Source organism: Thalassotalea sediminis, from assembly GCF_030295915.1.
In the GTDB taxonomy this organism is placed as follows: domain Bacteria; phylum Pseudomonadota; class Gammaproteobacteria; order Enterobacterales; family Alteromonadaceae; genus Thalassotalea_C; species Thalassotalea_C sediminis.
This window is the reverse complement of sequence record NZ_AP027361.1, coordinates 1,561,817-1,575,373: the sequence shown is the minus strand read 5'-3', so window position 1 is coordinate 1,575,373 and position 13,557 is coordinate 1,561,817. Positions and strand designations below refer to the sequence as shown.

Genomic DNA, 13,557 nt, shown 5'->3' with positions numbered 1-13,557 from the left:
CGCTTTTTTATCGTCTAAACCTTGGTTAGAAAGAAAGTAACTCTTGGTCTAACTGCATAAGAGTTTTAGGATCGGTCATCATCGTAGCAGCTAACGACTTCGTTCTTGGCAAAATGCGTTCAAAATAGAACTCAGCTGTTTTTATTTTTGCACGATAAAAATCTCTATTTTCAACGTCTCCAGCTAACTTTTCATAAGCTGATTGCGCCATTTGAGCCCAAAAATATGCCATTACTATATAACCAGAATACATCAAGTAATCTACAGAAGCAGAACCAATAATATCGCGATCTTTCTTTGCTTTCATTGCTAATCTTAACGTATATTGTTGCCAATTAGCGACTGATTTACTTAGTGGCCAAATAAACTTATTCATTTGACGCTTATGCGGGTTTTTAGAAATCATACTTTTATCTTTACACCAGCCTAGCACTTCCATTGAAAAGCTTTTCAATGATTTACCACGACTAAGAAGTATTTTACGACCTAGCAAATCAAGTGCTTGAATGCCTGTAGTACCTTCATAGAGTGTAGCGATTCTAACGTCTCGTACAATCTGTTCCATGCCCCACTCTTTAATGTAACCATGTCCGCCAAAGACTTGTACACCTAGGTTTGCACTTTCTACGCCAACTTCCGTTAAGAATGCTTTCAAAATCGGAGTAATAAAACCAAGGCGATAATCAGCACGTTTACGTGTTTTTTCGTCTTTTGTATGCTCAATTTGATCCGCTAATTTTGCTGCATAGTAAATCATCGCTCTACCGCCTTCTGCAAATGCTTTTTGAGTCATAAGCATCTTACGGACATCTGGATGAACAATTATAGGGTCTGCAACTTTATCAGGCTCTTTAGCACCCGATAATGAACGCATAGATAAACGGTCTTTTGCGTAGGCTAATGCATTTTGATAAGAGAGCTCCGTTGCACACACGCCCTGTAAAGCTGTACCTATTCGTGCAGTATTCATAAAGGTAAACATGCATTCTAAACCTTTATTTTCTGGGCCTATTAGCTCTCCCCTTGCACCATCAAAATTTAAAACCGCGGTTGCGCTACCTTTAATACCCATTTTGTCTTCAATTGAACCACATTCCACAGCATTTCTATCACTAATATTTCCAGCGTCATCGACATTCATTTTAGGAACAATAAATAATGAAATACCTTTCGTCCCCGCAGGTGCATCAGGTAAACGTGCCAATACAATATGAACAATGTTTTCTGTTAGATCGTGCTCTCCCGCAGAAATAAAAATCTTAGTACCTGTAATAGCGTAAGTACCATCACCATTAGGAATTGCCTTGGTTTTAACTTGGCCTAAATCGGTACCACATTGAGGCTCCGTAAGACACATAGTACCGGTCCATACACCTTCAGTTAACCGCGTTAAATAGGTTTCTTTTTGCTTATCGGTTCCATGAATATCAATGGTATTCATCGCACCATGACTAAGACCTGGATACATTGCCCATGACCAATTTGCCGTTCCCATCATTTCAGATTTTATCATCCCTAATGATGGTGGTAACCCTTGTCCGCCATACTCAACGCCATGTGAAAGTGACTGCCAACCACCAGCAACATATTGCTCATAAGCCTCTTTGAAGCCTTTAGGGGTAGTAACGTTGCCATTATCGAACGTACAACCTTCTTTATCACCTGACTGGTTAATAGGTAATAATTCGTTTTCACAAAATTTTGCACATTCATGAAAAATTGCATCGACAAGATCAGGCGTTGCTTCTTCAAATTCTGGAAAGTTTTTATAATGTGGGTAGAAACTTAAAACGTCTTCAAATAAAAACTTTATATCTGCTATTGGTGCTTTATATGTCAGCATATAAGCTCTCCATTCTGGTATGACCTGTTGTAATTGCATTTATACTAGTTAACTACGACAACAAAATCAACTGGTCTAACCTGTTATTTGCTGATTAGTTAACACTGTCGCATTTAGCATAGCAGGTAAAATGAAGCATAAGTGCCTATGCACAAAGATATATGAATTGGTTATGGCCAAAGAATATTACTTTAAAATATTTAGATTTAAGAGATAAGCCAACACAGTAGTAATTTATTTACAAACAATTTACCTAACCCAGTAAAGCAGCAAAGTTTGCTAACAAGTATAGATATTAAATTGATTGAGGCGCGTTAGACAATGCTTAAAGCCAGCTATTCAACGAATGATATAAAGAATAATCTGATAATAGATTTGATGTTATGAATAATATTTTCATTATAACGCTTGAAAGAAATTGGCGGAGTGGACGGGACTCGAACCCGCGACCCCCGGCGTGACAGGCCGGTATTCTAACCAACTGAACTACCACTCCGCACAGGGGAACGTATTTTATAAGGCGACCCTTATTGAAACATTGGCGGAGTGGACGGGACTCGAACCCGCGACCCCCGGCGTGACAGGCCGGTATTCTAACCAACTGAACTACCACTCCGCATTGTCTCAATTCTTTTACTTGTTTATCGTGTTATCTATTGGCGGAGTGGACGGGACTCGAACCCGCGACCCCCGGCGTGACAGGCCGGTATTCTAACCAACTGAACTACCACTCCGCAGAGATAACATACATTAGGAAAAGTTGGCGGAGTGGACGGGACTCGAACCCGCGACCCCCGGCGTGACAGGCCGGTATTCTAACCAACTGAACTACCACTCCACACAAGTATTCCTAAATTCAACAACAAGTCGTTGAATGCGGCGGGAATAATACGGATTACATTGCAAGGCGTCAACCACTTTTTTACATAAATATTACTGCTTGCGTATTTGCTGAACAATAAGTCGAAATTAGCAGCATATTATTGTTTTTTTCTACGTATTAAGAACACCGCTACACCGGCTAAAACAATCAATACAACATTCGCAATCACAACTAACATGATATTTTGTTCAGCTTGGGCTTTTGCTTCTGCCTCTCTTTTTGCTTTTGCTTCTTGTAAGGCTAATTCACGTGCTTTCTTTTCTTCTTCTAATTTTAAAATTAGCGCTGCCGCTTGCTTTTCAGCTTCGCTCCTCGTGTCCTCTTCTATTGAGGGTACTAAAGGCCCACCTTCTCGCTCCACATTAAAAGTAAAGTCTGGCACAACAAGACGAAACTCTCTGCCATTTTTAGTATGACCAAACGCATTGATTTTAATACGGTGCACACCTGGCTCTGTATAACCAACTTCTTTTATCCTTGTTTTTCCACTACCTTCCATAATGGCAAAAGGCTCTGACTGTCTATCTGGATAAGTTATTTTACCTTGAAAAATTAAGCTGTCTGGATCAACAAAGCTATCATCAATATTTATCGTCACCTTATGGAAAGATGATGAATCTCGTGTTGTCTCTACTTCCAAGGAGATTGGATTAGCTCTAATAACAACCGGCTTTTGTCTAAGTTCTCGTGTTGCCATTGGCATGACGACACGATATACAGGAGTCCATTCGCCAGCTGAAAAAGTTAATTCAAATTCCCCCGTAAATACACCATCGCGCGCATATTCATCAAGTTCGTAGCCGTCATCTCTAAAAGTGCCTACTTCTACCGGCTCAGCACCAAAGTTGTCATAACCTTTATTATTGGTGCTATAAAAATCGATGGTTAACTGAACAACATCATTAAATAACGAGTCATCAATCGCCTTTTCTTGGTTATAAAGCTTACCTGTTACTTTAAGTGTTTCACCAGAAAGTAATATTTCTGCAAGCGGTTCAACTTCAAGCATCACATCAGAAACAATCATGATTTTGCTGTTGGGAAGAATAGCGCCAATTGCTTGCCATGGACCAGGCATAGGGCGTACGATTCTGATCATGTCGTACGTTTTATCGTCGTACCATTCAACCTTGCCTTTTTCAACCGTATTAACTTTCAGTTTACTGCCGTCGGGTCGCACTAAAATAATCGGTGGCGTACCGCTTCTTCGATAAAATAATAAGGTTATTTCATCCAAGTTTGCATCGATATGAAAACGATTATCAAAATAAGGTACGCGATTAGTTACATTATCTTGTTCATAATAATGAATTTCAGTTTTAGTGTCTTGAACAGCAGTACTTGATGTTGCAAACAAACTTCCTATTGCTAATACAGCTAAGCATTTCATTATTGCCATATTGGCTCGCTCCCTTTTTCTGCGATGACGGCGAGTCTTTCTTTATGTTGTTCTACTTCATCGGCAGTAGCACGCACAACCTTTAATTTTTGTCTATCGCTAGGGAGTCTTTTTATCGCATTGCTGTCTTCGTCACCGTCTTTACCTTCGCCAACAGAAAAGTTTAGTGTTGATTGTTTACGTGTCATTTCTACATAAACAAAGGCAAGTAACTGCGCATCAATCAATGCGCCATGATAAGTACGATCAATAAGACCATCTACGCGGTAATGCCTCGCTAAAAAATCTAACGTTTTAGGAGAGCCAAATTCATCCTTAGATACTTTTAACGTATCCGTAATGGTACATATATCAGCTGTCATGGGCAGTTGCTGTCCTTTAACCATGGAGAATTCATGATCCATAAAGCCAACATCGAACCGCGCGTTGTGAATGACGAGTTCTGCATCTTTAATAAACGCAATAAAGTCTTGCGCTACATCGGCAAATAAAGGCTTATCTCGTAAAAACTCATTGGTAAGCCCGTGAACATCGATAACTTCTTGTTCCATTTCAAATTGAGGGTTTATATAAGCATGATATGTTCGGCCTGTTAACTGGCGATTAATCATCTCAACACACCCAATTTCAACAATTCGATGGCCTTCTCTAGGGTTAATACCTGTTGTCTCAGTATCTAAAATGATTAAACGTTTATCTTTATGTTCATTACTCACTATTTCACCCTACTTTTCTGAAAATTTCACCGGAAATTCTTGAAGATTAATGCTGACTCTATTACTTAAAAATAAATATAAGCTCGCCAAAATAATCACAATGGTATTTATAATTAACCATTGTACACTTTGTAACTGCCAATAATAATAAGCGATTAAATTAACGAGCCAGTCAAATAGTAAAGCAATCATTAAAATTGTGCGTATTTGGCCACATAATGTTTTGATCACTTCATTGGCGCCTGGTCTGCGCATACTCAAAAGAAAAACAGAAAAAATACCACCGAGGCCAGAGGCTAAACTAAGATAGAAAAGCTTAGGGTCAGGATAAACCCATTGAATAATGCCTACCCGATCTTGCATGTTAGTCACAGACATTAACCAAACAAGATACCCCCTTAGAACGAATAGGAGAATAAGGTAAATGCCACCGGCAATCTTAACGCAATCATACTTGTCGAAGTCCGCGGGTCCAAAGTTAGCGTACTGTTTCGACATTACTCTTCTTACTCAATTTAGTTAACCTTGTTTGTCTTTTCTTGACGCTCATTTTTTAAGAGTTCTTGGCCAGCTGTAATTGCACGCACAGCTTTCGATCTAAATTCGCGGTTATACAAGGTATAAACCACAATAATACTCGCCAATATAAATAATAATGGATGAAAGAACCAACATATTGCAGCAATTGAAAAGTAATATGACCGTAAACCGTAATTATAGGAGTGCGCTGCTTGATCTTGAACGACAGCCATTTGCTTAGCATAAGCCAATAAGTTCTTATTAGTACCTGATTGATCCGTCGGAGCAGCGCCGATCATGACATTTAAAAAACCATATTGCCTCATAGACCACGTGAATTGAAAAAATGCCATGACGAAAATAAAGGCTAATAATCCCAATTTTAATTGAATAACCGTGTGATTTGGGAATTGGGCATAAGGTATTGACGTTATCACCGCTTCTAATTTTTCTACTTGCGCAAAAAGCGTCAATACACCAGCAAGAACAAGTAAAGTTGACGATGCAAAAAAGGCGATATTACGCTCTAAATTTGCCAATAATGCCGCCTCACCTACTTTAATATCTCGTGTAATAACTTCGTACATCCAATGAATTCGATGTTGATGAAGGCACCGCGCAATACAGTTAGTTGTTTTAGCCTTTTTCCTTGCAAACTCTGTATAGCCCATCCAACAGACGATAAAAGTCACTAACGCCAATAAATTTAATAATGTATCAGACATGAATCATTGAATTAACGTATCTATAGCTTGAAGCTAATAAGTTATCATACTTTTCAAACTGTTAAACCTATTAAATCGTTATCACTGCAGCCAAATTGTTAATATTTCGCTAATAAACTGACATTAAAGGTTAATCACCGTAAATCCTTTGACAGTCCTATAAACATTTTTTATGGTTGGCGGTTTATCACTCATCAGACCAATAATAAGAATAAAAGCGATGTACCTCATCAAAAATCAGTTAATTTTGGCGTTCAGCCTCGTCATTTTGTCCCTTTGTTCCACGAACAGTTTAGCCTTTAGTAAACAAAACAAAGATATTAACATTCCGCGCGTATCAGGTGAAATAACCGTTAACGCAAAGCTAGATGAACCACAATGGCAACAAGCGACTAAAGTTAACTTAGACATTGTTACAAGGCCATATAACAACACAAAAAGCCCGATAACTACCAATGCACTATTAATGGAAGACGGTGAAGTATTTTATCTCGCTTTTGTCGCTCATGATCCCGACCCTAAACAAATTAGAGCCTTTATCCGCGATCGCGATAAATCTTGGGGAGACGATATAGTCGGTATAAAAATCGATACCTTTAATGATCAGCGCAGTGCATATCGCTTTTTGGTTAACCCTATGGGGTCGCAAATAGACGGCATCGAGAGCGAAGTAACGAAAAAAGAAAGTGATGCCTGGGACGGTATATGGGACAGTGCAGGCAGGCTAACAAAAGAAGGATATATTGTTGAAATTGCCTTACCCCTTCGAATGCTAAGCTTTGAGGAAAAAACCAATGTTCAAGATTGGGGGATAGAACTAATGCGCTTTTACCCTCGTAATGAACAATTACGCATATCAAATATCATCTTAGATCGAAATAACAGCTGTGAACTCTGTCAATTGCATACAGCCAAAGGCTTTAAAGGCGCAAAACAAGGTGATAATTTAACAATCGTGCCGTCAATTGTTTCAGGTATTAATCAAGAAAGAGATGATAACAACCAATGGCTTAAAAATAACAATACTGAAGCAAGCTTAGATCTTCGCTGGGGCATTTCCGCTGACACACTATTAAACGCGACCCTGAATCCCGATTTTTCAACCGTTGAAACAGACAATGCTCAACTAAATATCAACAATAATTTCGCGTTATTTTTTCCAGAAAAACGCCCTTTCTTTTTAGACAATGCAGACTATTTCGACTCAAATTATAATTTGATTTACACCCGCAATATTAATGCGCCAAATTATGGTGCTAAACTAACGGGTCGCAAAAATAACCATTCATACGGTCTGTTTGTAACTGATGACGATACAACAAATATTTTGATCCCTGGCAACCGAGCCTCTTCAATTGCCGAGGTTGATGGCAAATCAAATGCAACGGCTATTCGTTATAGATATAGTTATAACGACGATACCACAATAGGTTGGGTATCAACGTTACGTGAAGCTAAAGACTATCAGAATACAGTGCACGGTGTAGACGCGCGTTTTAAACTTAATACCTATGACGTATTCAAATTTCAATATTTGTATTCAAACACTCAATATCCTGAGGATTTATACCAACAGTTCTGTGACGAAGATGCATTAACGACATGTCGAGAAAACAACGCCATTGATTGTCAGTTTGGCGACTGCGCATTTAATGAAAAAATACTTAGAACAAAGAAAAATGGTCCCTTTAGCGGCAATGCCTTTCGTACTGGCTTTTATCACAATGATGAAGATTGGTATTACCGTATCACCTACGATAAGCAAAACACAGGGTTTCGAGGCGACTTAGGTTTTATCTCGCATATTGATCATAATAAATTTTCAATTGGCGGGGATAGAAAGTGGTATGCAAAACAAGGAAACTGGTGGACGCAAGCAAAAGTATATTCCGATTGGGACATAACTCGCAATGACGCGGGGGACTTAATAGAACGTGAATTTGATATAAATGCATCACTAAATGCAAGTTATAGTTCATGGATGCAAGTGTATTACACTCACCGCGATAAAGTAGGTACTCGACATGACAAGTCAATTTTGTCGATCGATGGTAATACTACTCTGTTCACCGAACAAAAATTAGGCATCAAAGGTGATATTAAGCCAATGTTAGGTTTGTATCTGTACGCCAACGTCAATTATGGCGATACAATCGATTATAGTAACAATCGACTTGGTCACAGTATGCAATTTGATACCAATATAAAGTGGAACATGAACAAGCACGTTGAGCTGCGAGTAAAGCACATTTATAACCAACTCAATGCAGATAGCCAAAATGTCTTCAATGCTCGACTGACTGATATTCGTGCCACTTATCAATTTAATGTAAAAAGTTTTCTTCGCTTTTCATTTGTATATAACAATACCAGTCGCAACCCATACAACTATTTATATCAGTCTCCTTCAGAAATCGAGGCTCACAATAAAGATGTCGGAACAGAGCTTCTTTACGCTTATAAACTAAATCCACAAACGGTATTTTATTTGGGGTATTCCGATAATCATCAAGCGGAAAGAGACTTCTCTGAACTGGAACAACAGCAACGTAGTGTCTTTGCCAAAGTAAGCTATGCTTGGATAAAATGACGTAAATTAACTACGCAAATAAACATGAAAGAGCCGCAATTTATTGTGGCTTTTTTTATGATAAAACATTGTTAAAAACTGTAAAATTTGTAAAAATCGCTGCTCAAAAGGACTTTCGGTAAAAAACCGAACCATTAAAACAATAATAATTTGGAGCAAGAATGCAGTTATCCTATAAATACTGCGCCATAATACTGTTGAAGATTTCACTAATATTATGTAGTACCCCTCTTCATGCTGAAGCACAGTCAAAGTATAAAATTCCACATGTCGAAGCAACAGCAAAAATTGATGGTGAGTTAACGGATGAAATTTGGCAAAACGCCAGAAAAATTCCAATGTCTATCGTCAATAGCCCATGGAATAACAAACCTAGTCCAGTTTCAACCGTTGCGTATATTGTAGAGAACGGCGAATTTATCTACCTATCTTTTATAGCAAAAACAAGAAGTAACGAAAAAGTAAAAGCATTCTTAGGCGATCGAGACTCTAGATGGTCAGATGATATTGTTGGTATTAAGTTAGATACTTTTAATACACGACGCTTAAATTATGAGTTCTTTGTTAATGGATTTGGTGTTCAACACGACGGTATTAATAATGAAATGACACAAACTGCGAATAGATCGTGGGATGGTATTTGGGATTCATATGGAAAGATCATTGATGATGGCTACCAAGTTGAAATGGCAATCCCATATCGGATTTTAAATTTCGAAAATACCGATGACGTCAAAACATGGGCATTTGAATTGGTTAGGCTGTATCCTGGCGACACAAAGCTGAGAATATCAAACCAAGAGATAGATCGTAATAATGACTGTTGGTTATGCCAATCACCTGAAATTTCAGGTTTTAAAGATGCAAAAGCCAGTAAAAACTTAATGTTAACGCCTGCTATTGTTGCAAGTCGAAATGACACTAGAGATATATATGTACCGAACGATGCATGGCACAGTAAGAACGATATTGATGCAGGTTTAGATGTTCGATGGAACATAAATAGTAACAACTTACTCAATGCAACGATAAATCCAGATTTTTCAACCGTGGAGTCTGATACAGGGCAGTTGACGATAAATAAAACGTTTTCTTTGTTTTATGATGAAAAGCGCCCTTTTTTCCTCGACAATGCCGACTACTTCAGCTCGAACTTTGACTTAGTTTATACACGAAACATCGCAGATCCTGATTATGGTGCAAAGTTAACAGGAACCGAAGGTAGTCATAGTTATGGTATATTCGTTACCAACGACACAGAAACAAATTTTATCGTACCTGGGAACACAGGTTCAAATATCGCCTCGTTAGCACAAGAAAGTCACTCAGCGGCAATGCGCTATCGCTACGATATTACTGACGACTTTTCAATTGGTGCGATATCAACACTTCGCGATGCCGATAATTACCATAACTACGTTGTTGGTTTAGATGGTAATTACCGCATTGATGAATCTAATCAAATAAAAGCACAGCTGCTCGGTTCAAACACGCAATATCCTGCAGACCTGTACCAAAGTTTTTGCTATGGTGACGACTTTAATGACTGTAATAAGCCTGAGCAAATCAATTGTGATTTTGGCAATTGTGCTTTTACAGAACAAGTACATCGAAGTAATAAGCAGAACGACTTTAGCGATCAAGCAATCATAGCGAGCTATGATCACAGTTCTGAATATTGGGAATTCCTTTTTGAACATAAACGAGTTGGTAAAGATTTTCGTGCCGATTTAGGATTTATGACACTTGCTGACTATCAATCAAATAAGCTAGCACTCGATAGATTTTTCTATGGTGATGAACATACCCCTTGGCAAGAAGTTAAAGTAAGTGGAAGTTGGCAAATAAAACACAACGAAAATGGCGAACTACTCGAAAAAAACTTACAGTCCCTAGTTGGCGTTGATGGGCCGATGCAATCTTACTTTGAAGTTATCATAAACTATGACGATAAAATAGGCTTACGTCACGACGAGAGTATGTTAGACATTGACAACAACACCTCCCTGTTTACCGAAAAAACACTGACGTTATATGGTCAAATAGAGCCTGATAATAATTTATTATTACAAGCAGAATTCATTATTGGCGACAAGATTGACTACAACAATAATCGTATTGGCGATTATCAAGAAATCTTTGCAGGGGCGACGTATAGCTTTACAGAGAAGTTATCTGGCGAGTTCTATTACACTGATGCAACGTTAGAAGCAGATAGTAATAACGTTTACCATGCCAAACTTTCAGAATTACGCCTTTCCTATCAATTTAATGTACATAGTTACTTAAAGTTAAATGTCGTTTATAGCGATATCGATAGAAATGCGAGTAATAACCCTTATATTGGTGTATCTGAACGCAATAACGACCTATCAACACAGCTAATTTATGCCTATAAATTAAACCCACAAACTGTTTTTTATCTCGGGTATTCAGATTCAAGTTATCAAGATGATTACCTTGATCGCTTAACACGTGAACAACGCACATTTTTTACCAAAATAAGTTACGCTTGGTTGCCTTAACTTAGTGTGCACCAACACAAAAAAGGGAGCATTTTAACGCTCCCTTTTCTTTATTTAAAAATAACCTGTTTTAAACTTCGGTAGTACATACGTGTTTCCGGTTCAGTCCACTTCCCGTCTTTAAAATACGCCGTTGATACCTTCATTTAATCTTTCAATAATTCACTCGTTGATTTAACTTGAGTGATACCATCTTTATTACCTGAGACGTTTTCATAAGCAATAATATTTCTTATAACTCATAGTGTTCTCTCTAAGGTGCTTTGTTACTAAATCCAGCACTTTTTGCTGGATGTTCAAGTCGCTCTGCTGCGATAACATCAATGACAATTGTTGACGATATTTTGTCGTGAATCGCTTGTCTATTTGGATCCCAATAAATTTGCAAAAAGCCAAGTAACCCTGTTGCTAAACCTGCGCCATATCCACCATAACGACCAAAGCTATCCCACACCGACAAAGGTGTACCATCTAATTGAACCACGCGAATATTCAGTAACCTTTTACCGGGCGTTTGTCCATGCCATATTGCCGTTAACACTGAGAAATAAAGAGCCGCCCAACCAAAGCTTAGACCTAAGTCTTTAATAACGCCCTTAGACCACTCTACGCCTTTATAGAATGTTTCTTCAGCGATAGACGAATTAAGGTCTGTCGTTGACGCAACCTCAGTTTGTGTGGTCTCTACAGTTTCTGATTGCCAATAATCCGCAGAAAACATTGGGGGTACTGCATCAATTAGCACAACAAAAATAATAATTACGCCGATAAACCGGAGCAATACACGCCTAAGCCCCATTTTTTTACCCATTGCTTGTGCTCGCTTTTTACTGCCTAAGCGAAAGAAGGTCAATGCAACTAAGAATGCTAGAAGTTCACCTGGTGTTTCTGCAAGTATAGCGATAAAAATAAAGTCAATAAGCAACGCCAGTGCCCTTTTCCATGGCACGGCTAATGGTAAACCAAATAATGTCTTGTTTATTTCAAATGCAAATGGCGTCAAAATTGTGCGCGTTTCTTCTTTAGTCAGTGTTGAAGCCTGCTGTATGCCATCATTTGCAGGAGAAGTTGTGATCTTTTGTTTTTCATCCATAAGCTTAGTATTATTCTTTTTGTTTAATAAGTGACTTATCTATTACTTTTTAGAATATAAGATATAACGAATCGGCACTTCTGTTTCTTTTAATTAAGTCTACTATTAATCTGTAGAATACTAAAATAACAAATGTATTAACGATTATTAATTCGAAAAGCTTGTCTAGTTTGACTAAGCAAGAATAAAGGATGCGCACATGGCGAATATTTTTAAAGATAACTCAACTGCAATTGGTAATACGCCGCTTGTAAAACTTAACCGCGTTACCTCTGGAAACGTTTTTGCAAAAGTAGAAGCTCGCAATCCAAGTTTTAGCGTTAAATGCCGCATTGGTGCAAACATGATTTGGGATGCAGAGAAGCGTGGCGAACTTGTTGAAGGCAAAGAGATAATTGAGCCAACAAGTGGAAACACAGGTATTGCACTTGCCTTTGTTGCTGCAGCACGTGGTTATGCAATTACACTAACGATGCCAGCGACAATGAGTTTAGAACGTCGTAAATTATTGGCAGCATTAGGTGCTAAGTTGGAGTTAACAGATGGTGCAAAAGGTATGGGTGGTGCTATCGCTAAAGCTCAAGAAATCAAGGATTCTGCACCTGATAAATACGTATTATTAGGCCAATTTGATAATCCAGCAAACCCAGAAATTCACGAAAAAACTACTGGCCCTGAAATTTGGGAAGACACTGACGGCAATGTTGATATTTTTGTGGCGGGTGTAGGAACAGGCGGCACAATTACGGGTGTTAGTCGTTACTTAAAAAAAGTTAAAGGTAAAGACGTTCTTTCAGTTGCTGTTGAACCTACTGATTCACCTGTTATTAGTCAAAAAATGGCCGGTGAAGAACTCAAGCCTGGCCCTCATAAAATACAAGGTATTGGTGCAGGTTTCATCCCAGGAAATTTAGATTTAGAACTCATTGACGCTGTCGAGCAAGTATCTAATGAAGATGCAATGGCGATGGCACATGAATTAATGAAACAAGAAGGTATCTTAGCTGGTATTTCTTCTGGCGCTGCAGTCGTTGCTGCTAAGCGTTTAGCTGAAAAGCCTGAAAACAAAGATAAGAATATTGTGGTAATTTTACCAAGCTCAGCAGAGCGTTACTTATCGAGTGCTTTATTCACAGATACGTTTTCAGATAAAGAGTTAGTTCAGTAAACACTGGTAACTAATACAAAAAAGGCGCTTATAGCGCCTTTTTTATTGGCTAAAATAATGTATGATTGCAAGTCATATATTATTTTATGTTCCTAT

9 protein-coding genes and 4 tRNA genes are annotated in these 13,557 nt (G+C 38.3%); 3 read left to right on the top strand and 10 right to left on the bottom strand.

Going from position 1 to position 13,557, the window contains the following annotated elements; translation table 11 throughout:
- Nucleotides 1-25: 25 nt before the first annotated feature.
- The 9 genes from QUE09_RS07110 to QUE09_RS07070 form a co-directional block, all read right to left on the bottom strand.
- Nucleotides 26-1,843: an acyl-CoA dehydrogenase C-terminal domain-containing protein gene (locus QUE09_RS07110; protein ID WP_286235502.1), complete on the bottom strand. Its 1,818-nt coding sequence runs from the start codon at nucleotides 1,841-1,843 to the stop codon at nucleotides 26-28.
- Between the two features lie 419 nt (nucleotides 1,844-2,262).
- Nucleotides 2,263-2,339 (bottom strand) — tRNA-Asp (locus QUE09_RS07105).
- 43 nt (nucleotides 2,340-2,382) lie between these two features.
- Nucleotides 2,383-2,459: transfer RNA gene (locus QUE09_RS07100), tRNA-Asp, on the bottom strand.
- Nucleotides 2,460-2,500: 41 nt separating this feature from the next.
- A tRNA-Asp gene (locus QUE09_RS07095) sits at nucleotides 2,501-2,577 on the bottom strand.
- Nucleotides 2,578-2,604: 27 nt separating this feature from the next.
- A tRNA-Asp gene (locus tag QUE09_RS07090) sits at nucleotides 2,605-2,681 on the bottom strand.
- Nucleotides 2,682-2,823: 142 nt separating this feature from the next.
- A complete protein-coding gene (locus QUE09_RS07085; RefSeq protein WP_286235501.1) occupies nucleotides 2,824-4,125 on the bottom strand; it encodes a TIGR03503 family protein in 1,302 nt (433 codons plus the stop codon).
- Entirely contained in the window at nucleotides 4,116-4,841 is a 726-nt protein-coding gene (dnaQ, locus tag QUE09_RS07080) for a DNA polymerase III subunit epsilon (protein WP_286235500.1), read from the bottom strand. Before dnaQ ends, QUE09_RS07085 begins: the two co-directional genes overlap by 10 nt.
- Nucleotides 4,842-4,850: 9 nt before the next feature.
- Nucleotides 4,851-5,339 carry a DUF2919 family protein gene (locus QUE09_RS07075; RefSeq protein ID WP_286235499.1) on the bottom strand — a complete coding sequence of 163 codons (489 nt, stop codon included), beginning with the start codon at nucleotides 5,337-5,339 and terminating at the stop codon, nucleotides 4,851-4,853.
- A 17-nt stretch (nucleotides 5,340-5,356) separates the two neighbouring features.
- Nucleotides 5,357-6,085: a DUF599 domain-containing protein gene (locus QUE09_RS07070; RefSeq protein ID WP_286235498.1), complete on the bottom strand. Its 729-nt coding sequence runs from the start codon at nucleotides 6,083-6,085 to the stop codon at nucleotides 5,357-5,359.
- Nucleotides 6,086-6,305: 220 nt separating this feature from the next.
- Between QUE09_RS07070 and QUE09_RS07065 the strand changes: the two genes are divergently transcribed.
- Together QUE09_RS07065 and QUE09_RS07060 are read left to right on the top strand one after the other, a co-directional pair.
- Nucleotides 6,306-8,675 (top strand): carbohydrate binding family 9 domain-containing protein, encoded by a 2,370-nt coding sequence (locus tag QUE09_RS07065; RefSeq protein WP_286235497.1) that lies wholly within the window; start codon nucleotides 6,306-6,308, stop codon nucleotides 8,673-8,675.
- Between the two features lie 161 nt (nucleotides 8,676-8,836).
- On the top strand, nucleotides 8,837-11,200 hold the full coding sequence (locus tag QUE09_RS07060) for a carbohydrate binding family 9 domain-containing protein (protein ID WP_286235496.1): 2,364 nt from the start codon (nucleotides 8,837-8,839) through the stop codon (nucleotides 11,198-11,200).
- 253 nt (nucleotides 11,201-11,453) lie between these two features.
- On the opposite strand, the gene QUE09_RS07055 is transcribed toward QUE09_RS07060, so the two are convergent.
- On the bottom strand, nucleotides 11,454-12,293 hold the full coding sequence (locus tag QUE09_RS07055) for an RDD family protein (protein WP_286235495.1): 840 nt from the start codon (nucleotides 12,291-12,293) through the stop codon (nucleotides 11,454-11,456).
- A gap of 199 nt (nucleotides 12,294-12,492) precedes the next feature.
- Between QUE09_RS07055 and cysK the strand changes: the two genes are divergently transcribed.
- Nucleotides 12,493-13,461 (top strand): cysteine synthase A, encoded by a 969-nt coding sequence (gene cysK, locus QUE09_RS07050; protein ID WP_286235494.1) that lies wholly within the window; start codon nucleotides 12,493-12,495, stop codon nucleotides 13,459-13,461.
- Nucleotides 13,462-13,557: the final 96 nt, after the last annotated feature.

Bases quoted from the DNA above. Each gene is read 5' to 3' on its own strand.
- QUE09_RS07055 (WP_286235495.1), bottom strand. From the start codon at position 12,293: ATGGATGAAAAACAAAAGATCACAACTTCTCCTGCAAATGATGGCATA.
- QUE09_RS07070 (WP_286235498.1), bottom strand. From the start codon at position 6,085: ATGTCTGATACATTATTAAATTTATTGGCGTTAGTGACTTTTATCGTC.
- QUE09_RS07065 (WP_286235497.1), top strand. From the start codon at position 6,306: ATGTACCTCATCAAAAATCAGTTAATTTTGGCGTTCAGCCTCGTCATT.
- QUE09_RS07085 (WP_286235501.1), bottom strand. From the start codon at position 4,125: ATGGCAATAATGAAATGCTTAGCTGTATTAGCAATAGGAAGTTTGTTT.
- cysK (WP_286235494.1), top strand. From the start codon at position 12,493: ATGGCGAATATTTTTAAAGATAACTCAACTGCAATTGGTAATACGCCG.
- QUE09_RS07060 (WP_286235496.1), top strand. From the start codon at position 8,837: ATGCAGTTATCCTATAAATACTGCGCCATAATACTGTTGAAGATTTCA.
- QUE09_RS07075 (WP_286235499.1), bottom strand. From the start codon at position 5,339: ATGTCGAAACAGTACGCTAACTTTGGACCCGCGGACTTCGACAAGTAT.
- QUE09_RS07110 (WP_286235502.1), bottom strand. From the start codon at position 1,843: ATGCTGACATATAAAGCACCAATAGCAGATATAAAGTTTTTATTTGAA.